This window comes from Pseudomonas sp. Pseusp11 (genome assembly GCF_047304405.1).
Taxonomy (GTDB): Bacteria; Pseudomonadota; Gammaproteobacteria; order Pseudomonadales; family Pseudomonadaceae; genus Aquipseudomonas.
The window spans coordinates 87,716-107,031 of the sequence record NZ_JBGLZF010000009.1 but is presented as its reverse complement, the minus strand read 5'-3'; the positions used below and the strand labels follow the sequence as shown (position 1 = coordinate 107,031).

The following is a 19,316-nucleotide window of genomic DNA, read 5'->3' as shown; positions in this document are numbered from 1 at the left end:
CTACACCAACACCTGCCGGGTACTGGCCATGTATTCGTGGATCTGCTTCTCGACCCGCGGATGAATCAGCTCCACCGGCCGCCGCCCATTGGGGCAAGGCAATGTCTTGGTGGTACCGAACAGACGGCAAATCAGCGGTCGCTCGTCATACACCGTGCAGCCGTTGGGCCCCAGATGGACGCAATTGAGTTCGTCCATCGCCGCGTCCTGCTCGGCCCGGGTCTTGCGCGGCAGGCGGGACATTTCTTCGGGCGAGGTGGTCACCGGTCCGCAGCAGTCATGGCAGCCGGGCACGCACTCGAAAGTGGGAATCTGCTGGCGCAGCGTGCGAATTTTCTGACTGTTGCAGCTCATCGAAGCGGTGACCCGAATGCGGAATATATGGGGATTCTGACGCAAAAGCCCCGACCCAGACAGCACCAACCGACCAATGTTGCCCGTATCCGAAGGGGCGGCTTATGCTCCGTCAACTTTTTCAAACACACGCATCAGGATGACGTCCATGAACGCCCCCGTTCAGCAACCTGCCCCTAATCACCGGCACGTCGCCTCCTATTACGCCGCCAGCAGCCTGCCGCAACCCGACCTTCCAACACTCACAGGTGAGCTGGTCGCGGACGTGTGCGTGGTGGGCGGCGGGTTCTCGGGGCTGAACACCGCGCTGGAACTGGCTGAACGAGGCTTGCGCGTGGTGCTGCTGGAAGCGCACAAGATCGGTTGGGGCGCCAGCGGACGCAATGGCGGGCAATTGATTCGCGGCGTCGGCCATGGCCTCGATCAGTTCGCCAACGTGATCGGTGCAGACGGCGTGCGCCAGATGAAACTGATGGGACTGGAAGCGGTGGAAATCGTCCGCCAGCGAGTCGAGCGTTTCCAGATCCCTTGCGACCTGACCTGGGGCTACTGCGACCTCGCCAACAAGGCCCATGACCTGGAAAGCTTCGCTGAAGACGCCAGCGAACTGCGCAGCCTCAGTTACCGTTACGAAACCCGTCTGCTGCAAGCTAACGAAATGCACAGCGTGGTGGGTTCCGATCGCTATGTCGGTGGTTTGATCGACATGGGCTCCGGGCATCTGCACCCACTGAACCTGGCGCTGGGCGAAGCGGCCGCCGCCCGGCAATTGGGCGCCAAACTGTTCGAGCAATCGGCTGTAACCCGCATCGATTATGGCCGCGAGGTCAAGGTCCACACCGCCCGGGGCTCGGTCCGCGCCAAGACCCTGGTGCTGGGCTGCAATGCCTACCTCAACGATCTCAACCCGCAACTTGGCGGCAAGGTGCTGCCCGCCGGCAGTTACATCATCGCCACCGAACCCTTGAGTGAAGAGCAGGCTCACGCGCTGCTGCCGCAGAACATGGCGGTCTGCGATCAACGGGTAGCGCTGGATTATTACCGACTCTCGGCGGACCGCCGCCTGCTGTTCGGCGGCGCCTGCCATTACTCAGGACGCGATCCGAAAGACATCGCTGCGTACATGCGTCCGAAGATGCTGGCGGTGTTCCCGCAACTGGCCGGGGTGAAAATCGACTATCAGTGGGGCGGGATGATCGGCATCGGGGCTAATCGCCTGCCGCAGATCGGCCGGCTCAAGGAGCAACCGAATGTGTATTACGCCCAGGCCTATTCCGGTCATGGCGTAAACGCCACGCATTTGGCGGGCAAGTTGCTGGCTGAAGCCATCAGCGGCCAGCAGAGTGGTGGTTTCGATCTGTTTGCCAAGGTGCCGCACATTACCTTTCCAGGCGGCAAACATTTGCGCTCGCCGTTGTTGGCGTTGGGGATGCTTTGGCATCGCCTTAAAGAACTGGCCTGATCCCTTGCAGGAGCTGCCGAAGGCTGCTCCTGCAAGGGATCGCGGTTCATCTCACAGACGCCAGAAAGGTTTAAGCCCCTCCTCCCGCGCCTGCTCCCGACTCAACCCGACATCCTTGAGTTGCTCCGGCGTCAGCTCCAACAACGCCTTACGCGTGTGCAGACGATGCCAGAACAGACCCCAGCGACCCAGGCAGGACGGTGCGTTGCGCATAATTGCCTCGCGCGCGCCGTTCTGTTGCCCTGCCGCCAGTTCCTGACTGTGTAACGTCAGCCGCACATCGCTCAAGCCGTTCATTTTCGTCGCTCCTGTTTACTTGGGTAGCCAGAGCTTTCATGATGCGCGGACGGCAAAAAGCATTACAGATTCAACAGAGCAGTATTAATTCCATACAGTTTTTCTGTTTCGGCCTCTGAATCGCTTATTTTTGCCCCATCTGTATTGGTTAACCGAATCACCCACATCGAGACTGCACCATGACCCTTTACGTCAACCTCGCCGAGTTGCTCGGCACACGTATCGAACAGGGCTTCTATCGCCCCGGTGACCGGCTACCCTCGGTGCGGGCGCTGAGTGTCGAGCACGGGGTCAGCCTGAGCACGGTGCAACAGGCCTATCGAGTGCTGGAAGACGTAGGCCTGGCGATGCCCAAACCCAAATCCGGCTATTTCGTACCGGTGAGCCGCGAACTGCCAGAACTACCCGTGGTCGGCCGCCCAGCCCAACGACCGGTGGATATTTCACAGTGGGATCAGGTGCTGGAACTGATCCGCGCCGTGCCGCGCAAGGATGTCGTGCAGTTGGGCCGCGGTATGCCGGACATCACCTCTCCGACCATGAAACCGCTGCTGCGCAACCTGGCACGTATCAGCCGCCAGCAGGACATGCGAGGCCTGTATTACGACAACATCTGCGGCACCCTCGAACTGCGCGAACAAATCGCCCGCCTGATGCTCGATTCCGGCTGCCAATTGAGCGCCAACGATCTGGTGATCACTACCGGTTGCCACGAAGCGCTGTCGACCAGCATCCGCGCCATCTGCGGACCGGGTGACATCGTCGCAGTGGATTCGCCAAGCTTTCACGGCGCCATGCAGACCCTCAAGGGCCTGGGCATGAAAGCGCTGGAAATCCCCACCGACCCGCTCACCGGCATCAGCCTCGATGCTTTGGAACTGGCCTTGGAGCAATGGCCGATCAAGGCCATACAGATAACCCCCAACTGCAACAACCCGCTGGGCTACATCATGCCGGAGTCGCGCAAACGTGCGCTGTTGAACCTCGCACAGCGTTTCGATGTGGCGATTATCGAGGACGATGTGTATGGCGAACTGGCCTACACCTACCCCCGCCCGCGCACGATCAAATCCTTCGACGAAGACGGTCGCGTCCTGCTCTGCAGTTCCTTTTCCAAGACCCTGGCACCGGGCCTGCGCATTGGCTGGGTCGCGCCGGGCCGGTATCTGGAGCGCGTGCTGCACATGAAGTACATCAGCACCGGCTCCACCGCGACACAACCACAGATTGCGATTGCCGAATTTCTCAAGGCCGGGCACTTCGAACCGCATTTGCGGCGGATGCGCATGCAATACCAGCGCAATCGCGACGCGATGATCGATTGGGTCACCCGTTATTTCCCGGCCGGCACCCGCGCCAGCCGTCCGCAAGGCAGCTTCATGCTGTGGGTTGAGCTGCCGGAGGGCTTCGACACCCTGAAACTCAATCGTGCACTGCATGATCAAGGCGTACAGATTGCCGTGGGCAGTATCTTTTCCGCCTCGGGTAAATACCGTAATTGTCTGCGGATGAACTACGCTGCCAAGCCAACACCGCAGATCGAAGAAGCGGTGCGCAAGGTCGGCGCGGCGGCGATCAAACTGCTGGCGCAATCCGACTGACCTTTCTTCGGGATCCAGCGTCGATATGCTAACGACGGCCGCCACCGGAACATTCCACGTGAGAATCAGACAGTCCCTGCTTGCTCTGCTGATACTCGCCTCGTTCCTGGGTGGCTGCACGACGCTCCACGTCCCTCGCGAACCGAGCCAGGCCCTGCCGGCGGCCGACTCTGCTTTTGGCCGTTCGATCCAGGCCCAGGCCGCTCCCCACCAGGGTCAGTCGGGCTTCCGCTTGCTGTCCGATAGCACCGAGGCCTTCACCGCTCGCGCCGAGCTGATTCGAAATGCCCAAAGCAGCCTCGACTTGCAGTACTACATCGTCCATGACGGCATCAGCACACGGATACTGATCAGTGAGCTGCTCAAAGCCGCCGACCGCGGGGTGCGGGTGCGGATTCTGCTCGACGACACCACCAGCGATGGCCTGGACCGGATCATCGCAACTCTTGCCGCGCATCCGCAGATTCAGATCCGCGTGTTCAACCCACTGCACCTGGGCCGCAGCACTGGCGTCACGCGAACCATGGGCCGGTTATTCAACGTGTCACTGCAACACCGGCGCATGCACAACAAACTGTGGGTGGCGGACAACAGCGCGGCAATCGTGGGCGGGCGCAACCTGGGGGATGAGTATTTCGATGCAGAGCCCAAACTGAATTTCACCGACATCGACATGCTCAGTGTCGGCCCGGTTGCAGAGCAGTTGGGACACAGCTTCGATCAATACTGGAACAGTGCCCTGAGCAAACCGATCGAGCAGTTTCTCTCAAGCAGGCCGAGCCCCAGGGACCTGAGAAATACCCGGACCCGACTGGACGAATCCCTGGAAGAAACGCGCAAACAGAATCACGCGCTCTATCTGCAGTTGATGACCTACACCACTCACCCGCGCCTGGACGTCTGGCGGCGGGAGCTGATCTGGGCCTGGAACCAGGCGCTATGGGACGCACCGAGCAAGGTGTTGTCCGACGGAGAACCTGATCCGCACTTGCTGCTGACCACCCAGTTGGCGCCTGAACTCAACGGGGTCAGCAAAGAGCTGATCATGATCTCGGCCTACGTCGTACCCGGCCAACCAGGACTGGTGTACCTGACCGGTCGCGCCGATGCCGGGGTGTCGGTCAGTTTGCTGACCAACTCACTGGAAGCCACCGATGTTCCCGCCGTGCATGGCGGGTATGCGCCTTATCGCAAAGCCTTGCTGGAGCATGGCGTGCAGCTGTTCGAATTACGCCGCCAGCCCGGGGACAACGGCGGCAGCGGACCGAGCCTGTTTCACAGAGGATCATCCAACCAAAGCTCCGATTCCAGCCTGCACAGCAAGGCCATGATCTTCGACCGACAAAAAGCCTTCATCGGCTCATTCAATTTCGACCCGCGCTCGGTGCTCTGGAACACCGAAGTCGGTGTGCTGGTGGACAACCCGGAACTTGCCGGGCGTGTGCGCGAACTGGCGCTGGAGGGTATGGCCCCGGCCCTCAGCTATCACGCGCGACTGGAAAAGGGTCAGATTGTCTGGGTCACCGAAGACGACGGCAAGCAGCACACATTGACCAAGGAACCGGGGAGCTGGTGGCGGCATTTCAATTCGTGGTTCAGCAGTACGATTGGCCTGGAGAAAATGCTGTAGTCAGGAGTCTGGTGATAAATTGTGGCGAGGGAGCTTGCTCCCGCTCGGCTGCGCAGCAGTCGCAAATCGACGTCCACGCTCTACCTGAGTAAGCGACAGCACATGATTTAGGGCCGCTGCGCGCCCCAGCGGGAGCAAGCTCCCTCGCCACTGGTTTTGTGCAGCGCTCAGGCCGGCTCGGCAACCACTCCAAACGCCCCTTGCCGCGATACCAAAATCACCAACCCCAACGCGCCCGCCGCCATCAGCAACGGCAAGGCATGCCCGCTGATCCACTGGCTCCCGGCACCGGCCGCCAACGGCCCGATCAGGCAACCGATGCCCCACAACTGCGCGATATGGGCATTGGCCCGCACCAGCGCATCGTCGCGGTAACGCTCACCGATCAGGATCAACGACAAGGTGAACAGACCACCGGCGCTGGCGCCGAACAAAACCCACAGCGGCCAGATCAGCAATGTATCGATCAACAATGGAATCGCCAGGCTCGACAGCAGCAAGAGCATCGCGCAGCCGGTAAACAATGTACGCCGCGACAAGCGATCAGCCAGCGCGCCAATCGGCAACTGCAACAAGGCATCCCCCACCACCACCGTGCTGACCATCGCCAGGGCGATTTCCGTGGTGAAGCCCTGACGCAGGCAGTAGACCGGCAACAAGGTCAGGATCATCGCTTCGAACGCAGCAAACAGCGACACCGCCCAGGCAATTGCCGGCAGGCCACGGCAGAAGTTCAGCAAGTCGTTGAGGGTCACGCTGCAGGCTTCGCTGGTAGGTGCGCCGCTACGGCCCAGCAGCAGGAACGGTGACGTCATCAGCAAACCGACGCCCACCCAGAAACCGTAATCGTGCTCGGTGCCCAACGCACCCAACAGTAGCGGCCCGGCCAGCTGACTCAGCGCATAACTGCTGCCATACAGCGCTACCAATCGGCCGCGCCATTGCTCGACAACCAGTTGGTTGATCCAGCTTTCACCAAGGATGAAGACGAGTGTCAGGATCACCCCGATCATCAACCGCAGCACCAGCCAGATCGGGTAGCTCGGCCACAGCGCCAGCAAACCGATGGACACCGCCCCGGCCCACAGGCACAGGCGCATCAGATTGGCCGTGCCAAGACGGGCCGCGAGATGGCTGGAGATCTTCGCCCCCAGCAACACGCCAATGGCCGGCATCGCCGCCATCACGCCAATCGCGAACGAGCCGTAACCCCAGCCTTCCAGGCGCAGCGACACTAACGGCATGCTGACGCCCAAGGCCAGGCCGACACTCAAGACAGACGCCAAGACGGCGAAATAAGTCGCCCAACGCATGTTCCACGCTCCTGTGGATATTTTATGTACATCACAAAACAGTGTGGGAGCGGGCTTGCTCGCGAAGAGGCCATCACATCCAACATCATCGTTGGCTGTTACGGCGCCTTCGCGAGCAAGCCCGCCCCCACATGGGATCTATGTCGTTCAGGAGCCCGATTGACTACCGGGCTCCCTCACTTGCTTACAACTTGATCCAGGTCGCCTTCAGCTCGGTGTACTTGTCGAACGCATGCAGCGACTTGTCGCGACCGTTGCCGGACTGCTTGAAGCCACCGAACGGCGCAGTCATGTCGCCGCCGTCGTACTGGTTGACCCACACACTGCCAGCGCGCAAAGCCTTGGCGGTGAGGTGAGCCTTCGAAATATCCGTGGTCCATACAGCAGCCGCGAGGCCGTACGGCGTGTCGTTGGCAATCGCAACGGCTTCTTCGGCGGTATCGAAAGTGATCACCGACAACACCGGGCCAAAGATCTCTTCCTGGGCAATTTTCATCGCGTTGCTGACACCGTCGAAAATCGTCGGCTCGACGTAGGTGCCCCCGGTTTCCTGAAGAATACGCTTGCCGCCAGCCACCAGTTTGGCGCCATCGGTGTGACCGGATTCGATGTAGGACAGCACGGTGTTCATCTGCTGGGTATCCACCAGCGCACCGACGTTGGTCGCCGGGTCCAGCGGATTGCCCGGCTTCCAGGCCTTGAGGGCTTCGATCACCAGTGGCAAGAATTTGTCTTTGATCGAACGCTCGACCAGCAGGCGCGAACCGGCGGTGCAGACTTCGCCCTGGTTGAAGGCAATAGCGCTGGCAGCCGATTCGGCGGCGGCTTGCAGGTCCGGCGCATCGGCGAACACGATGTTCGGGCTCTTGCCACCGGCTTCGAGCCAGACACGCTTCATGTTCGATTCGCCGGAGTAGATCAGCAGTTGCTTGGCGATCTTGGTCGAACCGGTAAACACCAGGGTGTCGACATCATTGTGCAAGGCCAGGGCCTTGCCGACGGTATGACCGTAACCCGGCAGCACGTTCAGCACACCTTTCGGGATGCCGGCTTCAACTGCCAGCGCTGCAATACGAATAGCCGTCAGCGGCGATTTTTCCGAAGGCTTGAGGATCACTGAGTTACCGGTGGACAGCGCCGGGCCGAGTTTCCAGCAGGCCATCATCAACGGGAAGTTCCACGGCACGATCGCACCGACCACACCGACCGGCTCGCGAGTCACCAGCCCCAGCTGATCGTGCGGGGTGGCGGCGACTTCGTCGTAGAGCTTGTCGATGGCCTCGCCACTCCAGCTCAGGGCTTGCGCCGCGCCAGGAACGTCGATGTACAGGGAATCGCTGATCGGCTTGCCCATGTCCAGGGTTTCGAGCAGGGCCAGCTCTTCGGCGTGCTGTTTCAGCAGGCCGGCAAAACGAATCATGGTGGCTTTGCGCTTGGTCGGCGCCAGGCGCGACCAGGCGCCGGAATTGAACGTGGCGCGAGCGTTTTCCACGGCGCGCTGGGCGTCGGCGGCATCACAGCTGGCAATCTTGCCCAGCAGACGGCCATCGACAGGGCTGATGCACTCGAACGTTTCACCGGAGACTGCATCGGTGTATTCGCCATTGATGTAGGCACGGCCTTCGATCTTCAGATCGCGAGCCCGTTGTTCCCAGTCGGCACGAGTCAGGGTGGTCATACGAGTGTCCTCCTCTTATTGAATACGAGCGCCCACGCTCTTCGCGGGTGCTGTCAGGAATTCTGCCCGGCCAGCCTGCTTTTCGGCTCAAGGCAACCGTTACCCTAAACCAGCGGCGGGTGAAGTTTCAATATATTTGACAAAAGGCCGTTAAACGACCTTGCGATGTTCATTTTAATAAACATAGACTTTCAGTTTTCCAGCCAGTCGCGCCGCAATCACGGGGGAATACCAGCATGAGCATTCAGGATATCGTCGATTTCAGTCAGGCTACCACCCAGCCCGATCGCTATCGGCCAGACCCGGCGAAAGTCCTCAAGGGCGACCCCGAGCAAACCGTGTACAACCACTACAACAGCCCGTGCGGCCAGATGAGTGCAGGTGTCTGGGAAGGCGAAGTCGGTCAGTGGCGGGTTAACTACACCGAACACGAATACTGCGAAATCGTTCAGGGGGTGTCAGTGCTGCGCGATGACAACGGCAGCGCCAAGACCCTGCGCGTGGGCGATCGCTTCGTGATTCCGGCCGGTTTCAAAGGCACCTGGGAAGTGCTGGAGCCGTGCCGCAAGATTTATGTGGTGTTTGAACAGAAGGCCTGAGGGGTTTTGCTGTCTGGGCTTGCCGCGATGGAGCCCTGACAGACGATGCAAAACGGCAACAAAAAAGGCCCGTATCTCGCGATACGGGCCTTTTTCGTAAGGAGGAAAAATCAATTACTTGATTTTGCCTTCTTTGTAGATCACGTGCTTGCGAACAACCGGATCATATTTCTTGATCTCGATTTTGTCCGGAGTAGTGCGCTTGTTCTTGTCGGTAGTGTAGAAGTGACCAGTACCGGCGCTCGAAATCAAACGAATCAATTCACGCATGATTAGCTCCCTTAGATCTTGCCGGCTTTGCGGATTTCGGCCAGCACGACAGTGATGCCACGCTTGTCGATGATACGCATGCCTTTGGCAGATACGCGCAGACGCACGAAACGTTTCTCTTCTTCAACCCAGAAGCGATGATGCTGCAGGTTCGGCAGGAAACGACGACGGGTTTTGTTGTTTGCGTGGGAAATGTTATTCCCAGTCACCGGACCCTTACCGGTAACTTGACATACTCTCGACATGCCTCAGCCCTCTAAAACCACATGCCCAACCCGGCATGGGTTGGCCGCTTAATCTCTCAGTCATTTGGCGCCAGGCGCCGCGTTTCTTTAGAGGTCTTACCGGCTACACCTACAAGTGAAGGAACCGGGCCCCTAGAAAAGAGCGCTGCTTTATACCAGAAAGACCAGAGAGCAACAACAACCGGTGTGAATTGAGTTGATAAAAACCCGGTTTTTCGGGCGCCGAGTGCCTTGGACAAAGGCTGAGCCCGATAGCGACCGCTCGTCGCAGAGAATCGGCCAACGGGACAATTCAGGGCTTTTCTCAACCATCACTCACCGAAAACAATCGCCCATACTCCCCTGAAAATGAAAAAGGGGATAGTCATTTGCAAAAGAGCCCACTAGGGTAAGCCTTTTCCAGACTGCACTTGCAGATGGGCCTTCGATCTGTAAAGGAATCCGACCATGCGCCTCGCTGCCCTACCACTGTTGCTCGCCCCGCTTCTGCTGAGCCCCCTGGCCCATGCCGCCGCCCTGAGCGTCTGCACGGAGGCCAGCCCGGAAGGGTTCGACGTGGTGCAATACAACTCGCTGACCACCACCAACGCCTCGGCCGACGTGCTGATGAACCGCCTGGCGGACTTCGACACGGCCAGCGGCAAAGTGGTCGCCAGCCTCGCGGACAGCTGGGACGTCACGCCCGACGGCCTGACCTACGTCTTCAAATTGCATCCGCAGGTGAAATTTCACCGCACCGAGTATTTCAGCCCGACGCGCGACCTGACCGCCGAAGACGTGAAATTCAGTTTCGACCGCATGCTCGATCCGGCAAACCCGTGGCACAAAATCGCCCAGAGCGGCTTCCCGCACGCTCAGTCGATGCAGTTACCGACACTGATCAAGAAGATCGACGCCCTGGACCCACTCACCATTCGTTTCACCCTCGATCACCCGGACTCGACATTCCTGCCGACCCTGACCATGGGCTTCGCCTCGATCTATTCGGCCGAGTACGCCGACCAACTGATGAAGGCCGGCACTCCGGAGAAGCTCAATAGCCAGCCGATCGGCAGCGGCCCGTTCATCTTCACGCGCTTCCAGAAAGATGCCTCGATTCGCTACAAGGCCAACCGCGACTACTTCCAGGGCAAGCCATCGGTGGACCCGTTGATCTTCGCGATCACCCCGGACGCCAACGTGCGCTTGCAGAAATTGCGCCGCAACGAGTGCCAGATCGCCCTGTCGCCGAAACCGCTGGACGTACAGGCTGCGAAGCAGGAACCGACCCTGAAGGTGGAAAAGACTGACGCCTTCATGACCGCATTCGTCGGCATCAACAGCCAGCATCCGCCGCTGGACAAGCCGGAAGTGCGCCAGGCAATCAACCTGGCGTTCGACAAGGCCAACTACCTCAAGGCCGTATTCGAAGACACCGCCGAGCCTGCCAACGGGCCCTACCCGCCCAATACCTGGAGCTATGCCAAAAACTTGCCGGGCTACCCGCATGATATCGAGAAAGCCCGGGCATTGATGGCCAAGGCCGGGCTCAAGAACGGTTTCCAGACCACTATCTGGACTCGCCCTTCCGGCAGCCTGCTGAACCCCAACCCGAGCCTCGGCGCGCAATTGCTTCAATCCGACCTGGCGGAAATCGGCATTCAGGCCGAGATCCGCGTGATCGAATGGGGCGAGCTGATTCGCCGCGCCAAGGCCGGCGAGCATGACCTGCTGTTCATGGGCTGGGCCGGCGACAACGGTGACCCGGACAACTTCCTCACGCCTCAGTTTTCCTGCGCGGCGATCAAAGCCGGCACCAACTTCGCCCGTTACTGCAACCAGGATCTGGACAAGCTGATCAGCGCCGGCAAGACCACCGGCGAGCAAGGTGTACGCACCAAGCTCTACGAACAGGCCCAGGCGCAGATCCAGCAACAGGCATTGTGGCTGCCACTGGCCCACCCGACGGCCTTCGCCCTGACGCGCAAAGACGTCGAGGGTTATCGGGTCAGCCCGTTTGGTCGCCAGGATTACTCCAAGGTCAACTTCAAGTAATCAGCGTCGCCAAAAGAAACCTGTGGCGAGGGGGCTTGCCCCCGTCGGGCTGCGAAGCAGCCCCAAAATCTCGGATGCACCAAAGATCTTGTGAGTGCTACGCACTCAAACGGGGCGGCGTTCCGACAAGCTCCCTCGCCACAGGCCCGCGCCTGCATGGTTTTCGCGTAACTCCACCCTTCACATCCACCCGTACTCGGCCATGGACAACGGATCGCCATCACCGACAATGAAATGGTCGAGCACCCGCACATCGATCAGGTCCAGCGCTTCTTGCAGGCGCTTGGTCAGCACTCGGTCGGCTTGACTGGGGTTGGAGTTACCCGACGGATGGTTGTGGCAGAGGATCAACGCTGCGGCGTTGTGGGCCAAAGCGCGTTTAACCACTTGTCTTGGATAGACACTGGTACTGTCGATGGAGCCGCGAAACAGCACTTCAAAGGTCAGCACTTGATGTTTTGAATCCAAAAACAGACACCCGAATACCTCGTGAGGCTCGTGGCGCAGCATCGACTTCAGGTAGTCACGAACCGCCTGCGGATTTTCCAGCGCCGATTTTTGCCGTGCACGTTCGGCTAAATGCCGCCTGCCCATTTCCTGTGCCGCTTGCAACTGAGCGAATTTCGCTGGCCCGAGCCCCAATTGCCTGCTGAACGCAGCTTGATCGGCTTCGAGCAGTGAACGCAGGCTGCCAAACTGATTCAACAGATGTCGAGCCAGATCCACTGCACTTTTACCCGATACACCGGTACGTAAAAAAATCGCTAGCAACTCGGCGTCCGAAAGACTCGTCGAACCCAACTCAAGTAACCTCTCCCGCGGTCGCTCCGCCGCTGGCCAATCGCGAATGCTCATAACACCTCCATGTAAGTGGGCGCCGCTGTTCCGTAGCGGTCGCTGTGATATCGTAGCCCATCTTTTTTGCGGGCGATTTCACCCCTGGGGAGGGGGTATCGCCATGCAGTCATCAACGAAATGAAAGGCAGACCTATGCAGCGGCTGTATCGGAAACGCATCGTTCTGGGCGTCGGCGGCGGCATTGCTGCCTACAAGAGCGCCGAGCTGGTTCGCCGCCTGATCGACCAGGGCGCTGAAGTGCGCGTGGTCATGACCCGTGGCGGCAGCGAATTCATTACCCCGCTGACCATGCAGGCCCTGTCCGGGCATCCGGTCCACCTGGACCTGCTGGACCCGGCGGCCGAAGCCGCCATGGGCCACATCGAACTGGCCAAATGGGCCGATCTGGTATTGATCGCCCCCGCCACCGCGGACCTGATCGCTCGCCTGGCCCAAGGCATTGCCGACGACCTGCTGACCACGCTGGTGCTGGCCACCGACGCGGTAGTCGCCGTGGCGCCGGCGATGAATCAGGCCATGTGGCGCGACCCGGCGACCCAGGCCAACCTGCAAACCCTCGAAAGCCGCGACTTCAAAGTCTTCGGCCCGGCCTCCGGCAGCCAGGCCTGCGGCGACGTCGGCATGGGCCGCATGCTCGAAGCCACCGACCTCGCCCTGTGCGCGGCAGACTGCTTCCAGCGCCAGGCGCTGACCGGCAAACACGTGCTGATCACCGCCGGCCCGACCCAGGAAAACATCGACCCGGTGCGCTACATCACCAACCACAGCTCCGGCAAAATGGGCTTTGCCCTGGCCGAAGCCGCGGTAGAAGCCGGCGCCCGCGTGACCCTGATCACCGGCCCCGTGCACCTGCCGACCCCGGATCGCGTCACGCGCATCGACGTGGTCAGCGCCCGGGACATGCTCGCCGCTTGTGAAGCCGCGATTCCTTGCGACTTGTTCATCGCCTCGGCAGCGGTCGCGGACTACCGTCCGGAAGTCGTGGCCCCACAGAAACTCAAGAAAGACCCTACAAGCGGCGACGGCTTGTTGCTACAGATGGTGCGTAACCCAGACATCCTGGCCACCATCGCCACCCGTCCCGACCGTCCGTTCAGTGTCGGCTTTGCCGCCGAAACCGAACACCTGCTCGACTACGCTGCCCGCAAGTTGAAAGACAAGAACCTCGATCTGATCGTCGCCAACGACGTCGCCAACCCGAGCATTGGCTTCAACAGCGAAGAAAACGCCTGCAGCGTGATCGACCGTGAGCTGCACGCCACTATTTTTGCCCAGACCAGCAAAGGCAAGATTGCCCGCCAGCTGATCACTTTTATCGCCGAACGTCTGAACCAGGTTTAATTTACATGCACGCTTTGCAAGCCAAGATCCTCGACCCACGCATCGGCAGCGAATTTCCGCTTCCGCAGTACGCCACACCAGGCTCCGCCGGCCTCGACCTGCGCGCCATGCTGGAAAAAGACACCGTCATCAAGCCGGGCGAGACCCTGCTGATCCCTACCGGACTGTCGGTGTATATCGGCGACCCGGGCCTGGCGGCCTTGATTCTGCCGCGCTCCGGCCTGGGCCATAAGCACGGCATCGTGCTGGGCAACCTGGTCGGCCTGATCGACTCCGATTACCAGGGCCCGCTGATGGTGTCGTGCTGGAACCGTGGCCAGACCGATTTCAACATGGTCGTTGGCGAACGCCTGGCCCAACTGGTGCTGGTACCGGTGGTTCAAGCGCACTTCGAAATGGTCGAAGAGTTCGTCGAAACCCAGCGCGGCACTGGCGGGTTCGGCCACTCCGGCAGCCACTGATATGCCCTCTGTGGCGAGCGAGCTTGCTCGCGCTGGAAAGCGTAGCGGCCCCACGATTCTGGCAACCATTGCCGACTTTGTGAGTGCTGCGCACTCAAGCGGGAGCAAGCTCCCTCGCCACAAATCGCACAGACGTCATCTGGAAGGTTTACCACTGAAAATCAAGGCATTGGTCGACTCAATACTGGTCGACATTGGTGGCATGGCCTTTTCGCACCACGAACTCTCTGCGGAAAACGCCGTCATACCCTTCAGTTTGAGCCAGCCGACGAGCTTTTCGCCGGCAGGTCCAGCCACTTTAGAGATGGAGCATTCCTACAGATGAGCACCCCAGCCCAAGTCGCACCCAAGTTCCCCGACAGCATCTTCCGCGCCTACGACATTCGTGGCACCGTCCCGGAATTCTTGAACGCTGAAACCGCTTATTGGCTCGGTCGCGCCATCGGTTCCCAGAGCCTGGCCCAGGGCGAACCCAATGTGTCCGTCGGCCGCGACGGTCGCCTGTCCGGCCCGGAACTGGTGGAACAACTGATTCAGGGCCTGGCCGACAGCGGTTGCCACGTCAGCGACGTCGGCCTGGTGCCAACGCCAGCGCTGTACTACGCCGCCAACGTACTGGCCGGCAAATCCGGGGTGATGCTCACCGGCAGCCACAACCCGTCGAACTACAACGGCTTCAAGATCGTCATTGCCGGCGATACCCTGGCCAACGAACAGATCCAGGCCCTGCACGACCGCCTCAAGACCAACAACCTGAGCAGCGGCAAGGGCAGCATCACCAAGGTCGAGATACTCGATCGCTACAACACCGAAATCGTCCAGGACATCAAACTCGCCCGCCGCCTGAAAGTGGTGGTCGACTGCGGTAACGGCGCGGCCGGCGTGATTGCCCCGCAACTGATCGAAGCCCTGAACTGCGAAGTCATCCCGCTGTTCTGCGAAGTCGATGGCAACTTCCCGAACCATCACCCGGACCCGGGCAAGCTGGAAAACCTGGTAGACCTGATCGCCAAGGTCAAGGAAACCAACGCCGACCTGGGCCTGGCCTTCGACGGCGATGGCGACCGCGTGGGCGTGGTCACCAACACCGGCAGCGTTGTGTTCCCGGACCGCCTGCTGATGCTGTTCGCCAAAGATGTGGTAGCGCGCAACCCCGACGCGGAAATCATCTTCGACGTCAAATGCACCCGCCGCCTGATCCCGCTGATCAAGGAATATGGCGGTCGTCCGCTGATGTGGAAAACAGGTCACTCGCTGATCAAAAAGAAAATGAAACAATCCGGCGCCCTGTTGGCCGGCGAAATGAGCGGGCATATCTTCTTCAAGGAGCGCTGGTTCGGTTTCGACGACGGCATTTACAGCGCCGCGCGGCTGCTGGAGATCCTCAGCAAGGAAAAATCCACCGCGGAAGAGTTGTTCGCGACCTTCCCGAACGATATTTCTACGCCGGAAATCAATATCCATGTGACCGAAGAGAGCAAATTCAGCATCATTGATGCACTGCACGACGCACAGTGGGGTGAAGGCGCCGACCTGACCACCATTGACGGCGTGCGAGTCGACTATGCCAAAGGCTGGGGCCTGGTTCGCGCCTCCAACACCACACCGGTGCTGGTGCTGCGCTTCGAGGCCGATGACGAGGCTGAATTGCAGCGCATCAAGGATGTATTCCACGTCCAGCTGAAGCGCGTTGCACCTGATCTCCAACTACCGTTTTGATCTATTGAAGCACCCGGAGCCCTGAATGACCCTCGAACGCGAAGCCGCCGCCAACACCGCCAAGGTCCTGTCCGAAGCGCTGCCTTACATTCGCCGCTATGTCGGCAAGACACTGGTGATCAAGTACGGCGGCAACGCGATGGAAAGCGAGGAGCTGAAAACCGGCTTCGCCCGCGACATCGTGCTGATGAAAGCCGTCGGCATCAACCCGGTGGTGGTTCACGGCGGCGGCCCGCAAATCGGCGACCTGCTCAAGCGACTGTCGATCGAGAGCCACTTTGTCGATGGCATGCGCGTCACCGACGCCGCGACCATGGACGTGGTGGAAATGGTCCTCGGCGGCCAGGTCAACAAGGACATCGTCAACCTGATCAACCGTCACGGCGGCAGCGCCATCGGCCTGACCGGTAAAGACGCCGAGCTGATTCGCGCGAAGAAGCTCACCGTCACCCGCCAGACCCCTGAGATGACCCAGCCGGAAATCATCGACATCGGCCACGTCGGCGAAGTGGTCGGGATCAACACCGACCTGCTGAACCTGCTGGTCAAAGGCGATTTCATTCCGGTGATCGCGCCGATCGGCGTCGGTGCCAACGGCGAGTCGTACAACATCAACGCCGACCTGGTGGCCGGTAAAGTGGCCGAGGCCCTGAAAGCTGAGAAGCTGATGCTGCTGACCAACATTGCCGGCCTGATGGACAAGAGCGGCAAGGTCCTGACCGGCCTGAGCACCCAGCAAGTCGACGATCTGATCGCCGACGGCACCATCTACGGCGGCATGCTGCCGAAGATCCGTTGCGCGCTGGAAGCGGTACAGGGTGGCGTGGGCAGCTCGCTGATCATTGATGGTCGGGTGCCAAATGCAATTCTGCTGGAAATCTTCACCGACACCGGTGTGGGTACGCTGATCAGCAATCGCAAGCGTCCCTGATTCAAAACCTTAAAAAGATCGCAGCCTTCGGCAGCACCTACGGATTTCGGATGTACGAAAAACCTGTAGGAGCTGACGAAGTCTGCGATCTTTTTTATGCGCGCCGGAAATGCCTGACCTGATTGGGCGAAACGTCCGACTTCACCAAGGAAGCAATCTGCATAGGATCTTCTCTGAATCCACAGGAGGTCCACCCATGCAAAAAGACTACGTCCCTTACGGCAGCGATGTTTCACCTGGCACCTATGCCTGTGTCGATTGCGGTCACGAATACTCGAATCAGGGCAAAACATCGATGCCACCCTGCCCGCAACTCCGCAAAACCGCGCACACCCGTCATGGCTGGAGAATTCTGACTGGCCAGGGCGATGCTGTGGCTGATCCGTACCCGGAGAAAACCAATAAACCCAGCGGGACCAAAAAGGCCGAGACATTCAGCAGCACCAGCAAAAAATAAAGCTGGGGGACTGGGCCATACATAAACAAAAGACCCCGCTCAACTTGCTGAGCGGGGTCTTTTGCTGTCTGCAATCCCTGTGGGAGCGTGGTTACACGCCGAACTGGGCGCGGTAGGCTTCAACCGCAGGCAAATGCTGCTTGAGCTGCGGATCGTCAGCCAGGAACTCCAGCACCTGGTTCAGCGAAACGATGCTGATCACCGGAATGCCGAAGTCACGCTCCACTTCCTGAATGGCCGACAACTCACCATTGCCACGCTCCTGACGGTTCAGGGCGATCAGCACACCGGCAGCTTTGGCGCCGTCCTGGGAAGCGATGATCTGCATCACTTCACGGATGGCGGTGCCCGCGGTGATCACGTCGTCGATGATCAGCACGTCGCCAGTCAATGGCGCGCCGACCAGGCTGCCACCTTCGCCGTGGGCCTTGGCTTCCTTGCGATTGAAGCACCATGGCAGGTCACGGTCGTGATGTTCGGCCAACGCCACGGCGGTAGTAGCCGCCAACGGGATGCCTTTGTAGGCCGGGCCGAACAGTACGTCGAAGGGAATACCGCTCTCGACGATGGCTGCCGCGTAGAAACGACCCAGCTGCGCCAGGGCCGAACCTGAGTTGAACAGGCCGGCATTGAAGAAGTATGGACTGGTGCGCCCGGACTTCAGGGTGAACTCACCGAAGCGCAAAACGCCGCGATCGATGGCAAAACGAATGAAATCGCGTTGATACGCTTGCATGAAAAAAACCCCAAATACCACGGATTTAGCTAATTAGGTAGACGCCGTGTATCATACCCGCACGCGATTTTTGGGGCCACTTATGCGGATCATCAGTGTGAACGTCAATGGTATTCAGGCTGCAGTCGAGCGTGGTTTGCTCAGTTGGCTGCAAGCACAGAATGCCGACGTCATCTGCCTGCAGGACACCCGCGCCTCCGCCTTTGAACTGGACGATCCAGCCTTCCAACTGGATGGCTACTTCCTTTATGCCTGCGAAGCCGAAGTTCCCGCCCAAGGTGGCGTGGCTTTGTATTCGCGGTTGCAACCGAAGGCTGTCATCAGCGGTCTCGGCTTCGAGACGGCCGACCGCTACGGGCGCTACCTGCAAGCCGATTTCGACAAGGTCAGCATCGCGACCTTGCTGCTCCCTTCGGGGCAGAATGGCGATGAAGACTTGAACCAGAAGTTCAAGCTAATGGACGACTTCGCCCGTTATCTGGATAAACAGCGACGCAAACGTCGCGAGTACATTTATTGTGGCTCGCTGTACGTGGCGCAACAGAAGCTGGATATCAAGAACTGGCGCGACAGCCAGCAATCCCCGGGCTTCCTGGCGCCTGAGCGTGCCTGGATGGACGAGATTGTCGGCAACATGGGTTATGTCGACGCCCTGCGGGAAGTCAGCCGCGAAGGCGACCAGTACAGCTGGTGGCCGGACAACGAACAGGCCGAGATGCTCAACCTGGGCTGGCGTTTCGACTACCAGTTGCTGACCCCTGGCCTGCGCCGCTTCGTACGTAGCGCACGCCTGCCACGTCAGCCACGGTTCTCGCAGCACGCACCGCTGATCGTGGACTACGACTGGACGCTGACGATCTAAGCGTCTTTTCGCAGATGCAAAAAAGCCGACATTACTGTCGGCTTTTTTGTGCACTCTGATTTTTTCTGGCTGTTATTTGATCAACCGCCAGGTGAAGGGATAGCGGTAAGGCACCCCGTCATTGGCCTTGAGCCCGGCAATGATGCACAGCACCATCGCCCCGATCAGGACCAGCGGCAGCAGCGCAAAACCGATCAACACCAGCATCAGCACGTAACAGATGCCCGAGACCAGGGCCACGGTAATCTGAAAGTTCAGCGCTTCTTTGCCTTGGGCATCGATGAACGGATCGGCTTCACGCTTCCACTGCCAGAGAATCAGCGGCCCGATCAGGTGACCGAACGGAAACCAGACACCGAGAAACGCCGAGAGGTGACAAAACATCGCCCACTGGCGAGCCTCGGAGCTCGGTGTGGGTAGCAACTGCTGTTCATCACTCATGGCGCTCTCCTTTGCCGGACATCAAAA

The 19,316-nt window shown here is 59.8% G+C and carries 19 protein-coding genes and 1 pseudogene; 11 read left to right on the top strand and 9 right to left on the bottom strand.

The window, feature by feature from the left end:
- A complete protein-coding gene (locus ACCC96_RS09930) occupies positions 1–354 on the bottom strand; it encodes a YkgJ family cysteine cluster protein (RefSeq protein ID WP_007934627.1) in 354 nt (117 codons plus the stop codon).
- A 148-nt stretch (positions 355–502) separates the two neighbouring features.
- Here ACCC96_RS09930 and ACCC96_RS09925 point away from each other — a divergent pair, with 148 nt between their 5' ends.
- On the top strand, positions 503–1,816 hold the full coding sequence (locus tag ACCC96_RS09925; RefSeq protein ID WP_413695703.1) for an NAD(P)/FAD-dependent oxidoreductase: 1,314 nt from the start codon (positions 503–505) through the stop codon (positions 1,814–1,816).
- Between the two features lie 51 nt (positions 1,817–1,867).
- Here the strand turns inward: ACCC96_RS09925 and ACCC96_RS09920 are convergent, their stop codons facing one another.
- Positions 1,868–2,113 (bottom strand): DUF1127 domain-containing protein, encoded by a 246-nt coding sequence (locus ACCC96_RS09920; protein ID WP_007934625.1) that lies wholly within the window; start codon positions 2,111–2,113, stop codon positions 1,868–1,870.
- A 179-nt stretch (positions 2,114–2,292) separates the two neighbouring features.
- Here ACCC96_RS09920 and ACCC96_RS09915 point away from each other — a divergent pair, with 179 nt between their 5' ends.
- Both ACCC96_RS09915 and ACCC96_RS09910 read left to right on the top strand, forming a co-directional pair.
- Entirely contained in the window at positions 2,293–3,714 is a 1,422-nt protein-coding gene (locus ACCC96_RS09915; RefSeq protein ID WP_413695702.1) for a PLP-dependent aminotransferase family protein, read from the top strand.
- Between the two features lie 58 nt (positions 3,715–3,772).
- Positions 3,773–5,344 (top strand): phospholipase D family protein, encoded by a 1,572-nt coding sequence (locus ACCC96_RS09910; protein WP_413695701.1) that lies wholly within the window; start codon positions 3,773–3,775, stop codon positions 5,342–5,344.
- 167 nt (positions 5,345–5,511) lie between these two features.
- Here the strand turns inward: ACCC96_RS09910 and ACCC96_RS09905 are convergent, their stop codons facing one another.
- Positions 5,512–6,657 (bottom strand): MFS transporter, encoded by a 1,146-nt coding sequence (locus tag ACCC96_RS09905; RefSeq protein ID WP_019650101.1) that lies wholly within the window; start codon positions 6,655–6,657, stop codon positions 5,512–5,514.
- 184 nt (positions 6,658–6,841) lie between these two features.
- Positions 6,842–8,335 (bottom strand): aldehyde dehydrogenase, encoded by a 1,494-nt coding sequence (locus tag ACCC96_RS09900; protein WP_086944351.1) that lies wholly within the window; start codon positions 8,333–8,335, stop codon positions 6,842–6,844.
- 236 nt (positions 8,336–8,571) lie between these two features.
- On the opposite strand from ACCC96_RS09900, the gene ACCC96_RS09895 reads away from it, so the two are divergent.
- On the top strand, positions 8,572–8,934 hold the full coding sequence (locus ACCC96_RS09895; RefSeq protein WP_413695700.1) for a cupin domain-containing protein: 363 nt from the start codon (positions 8,572–8,574) through the stop codon (positions 8,932–8,934).
- A gap of 114 nt (positions 8,935–9,048) precedes the next feature.
- On the opposite strand, the gene rpmG is transcribed toward ACCC96_RS09895, so the two are convergent.
- Both rpmG and rpmB read right to left on the bottom strand, forming a co-directional pair.
- A complete protein-coding gene (gene rpmG, locus ACCC96_RS09890; RefSeq protein ID WP_003177274.1) occupies positions 9,049–9,204 on the bottom strand; it encodes a 50S ribosomal protein L33 in 156 nt (51 codons plus the stop codon).
- Between the two features lie 11 nt (positions 9,205–9,215).
- On the bottom strand, positions 9,216–9,449 hold the full coding sequence (gene rpmB, locus ACCC96_RS09885; protein WP_007894701.1) for a 50S ribosomal protein L28: 234 nt from the start codon (positions 9,447–9,449) through the stop codon (positions 9,216–9,218).
- A gap of 447 nt (positions 9,450–9,896) precedes the next feature.
- Between rpmB and ACCC96_RS09880 the strand changes: the two genes are divergently transcribed.
- Positions 9,897–11,483 (top strand): ABC transporter substrate-binding protein, encoded by a 1,587-nt coding sequence (locus ACCC96_RS09880; protein ID WP_413695699.1) that lies wholly within the window; start codon positions 9,897–9,899, stop codon positions 11,481–11,483.
- Between the two features lie 180 nt (positions 11,484–11,663).
- Here the strand turns inward: ACCC96_RS09880 and radC are convergent, their stop codons facing one another.
- The gene (radC, locus tag ACCC96_RS09875) at positions 11,664–12,338 is read right to left on the bottom strand and encodes a RadC family protein (RefSeq protein WP_026345932.1); all 675 of its coding nucleotides are present in this window, start codon (positions 12,336–12,338) and stop codon (positions 11,664–11,666) included.
- 135 nt (positions 12,339–12,473) lie between these two features.
- On the opposite strand from radC, the gene coaBC reads away from it, so the two are divergent.
- The 5 genes and pseudogenes from coaBC (at position 12,474) to ACCC96_RS09850 (ending at position 17,250) form a co-directional block, all read left to right on the top strand.
- Positions 12,474–13,682 (top strand): bifunctional phosphopantothenoylcysteine decarboxylase/phosphopantothenate--cysteine ligase CoaBC, encoded by a 1,209-nt coding sequence (coaBC, locus tag ACCC96_RS09870; protein WP_413695735.1) that lies wholly within the window; start codon positions 12,474–12,476, stop codon positions 13,680–13,682.
- 5 nt (positions 13,683–13,687) lie between these two features.
- A complete protein-coding gene (gene dut, locus ACCC96_RS09865) occupies positions 13,688–14,143 on the top strand; it encodes a dUTP diphosphatase (RefSeq protein ID WP_018927488.1) in 456 nt (151 codons plus the stop codon).
- 342 nt (positions 14,144–14,485) lie between these two features.
- Positions 14,486–15,862, top strand: a pseudogene (locus tag ACCC96_RS09860) (phosphomannomutase/phosphoglucomutase); the annotation flags it as partial.
- A gap of 25 nt (positions 15,863–15,887) precedes the next feature.
- Complete coding sequence (gene argB / locus ACCC96_RS09855; RefSeq protein ID WP_018927486.1) at positions 15,888–16,793, top strand: acetylglutamate kinase; 906 nt, start codon at positions 15,888–15,890, stop codon at positions 16,791–16,793.
- 196 nt (positions 16,794–16,989) lie between these two features.
- Complete coding sequence (locus ACCC96_RS09850; RefSeq protein ID WP_413695698.1) at positions 16,990–17,250, top strand: hypothetical protein; 261 nt, start codon at positions 16,990–16,992, stop codon at positions 17,248–17,250.
- A gap of 91 nt (positions 17,251–17,341) precedes the next feature.
- On the opposite strand, the gene pyrE is transcribed toward ACCC96_RS09850, so the two are convergent.
- Positions 17,342–17,986, bottom strand: a complete 645-nt coding sequence (pyrE, locus tag ACCC96_RS09845; protein WP_008038033.1) for an orotate phosphoribosyltransferase — start codon at positions 17,984–17,986, stop codon at positions 17,342–17,344.
- An 82-nt stretch (positions 17,987–18,068) separates the two neighbouring features.
- Between pyrE and ACCC96_RS09840 the strand changes: the two genes are divergently transcribed.
- A complete protein-coding gene (locus ACCC96_RS09840) occupies positions 18,069–18,848 on the top strand; it encodes an exodeoxyribonuclease III (protein WP_007934608.1) in 780 nt (259 codons plus the stop codon).
- A 72-nt stretch (positions 18,849–18,920) separates the two neighbouring features.
- Here ACCC96_RS09840 and ACCC96_RS09835 read toward each other — a convergent pair whose 3' ends face one another.
- Entirely contained in the window at positions 18,921–19,289 is a 369-nt protein-coding gene (locus ACCC96_RS09835) for a DUF4870 domain-containing protein (protein WP_018927483.1), read from the bottom strand.
- Between the last annotated feature and the right edge of the window lie 27 nt (positions 19,290–19,316).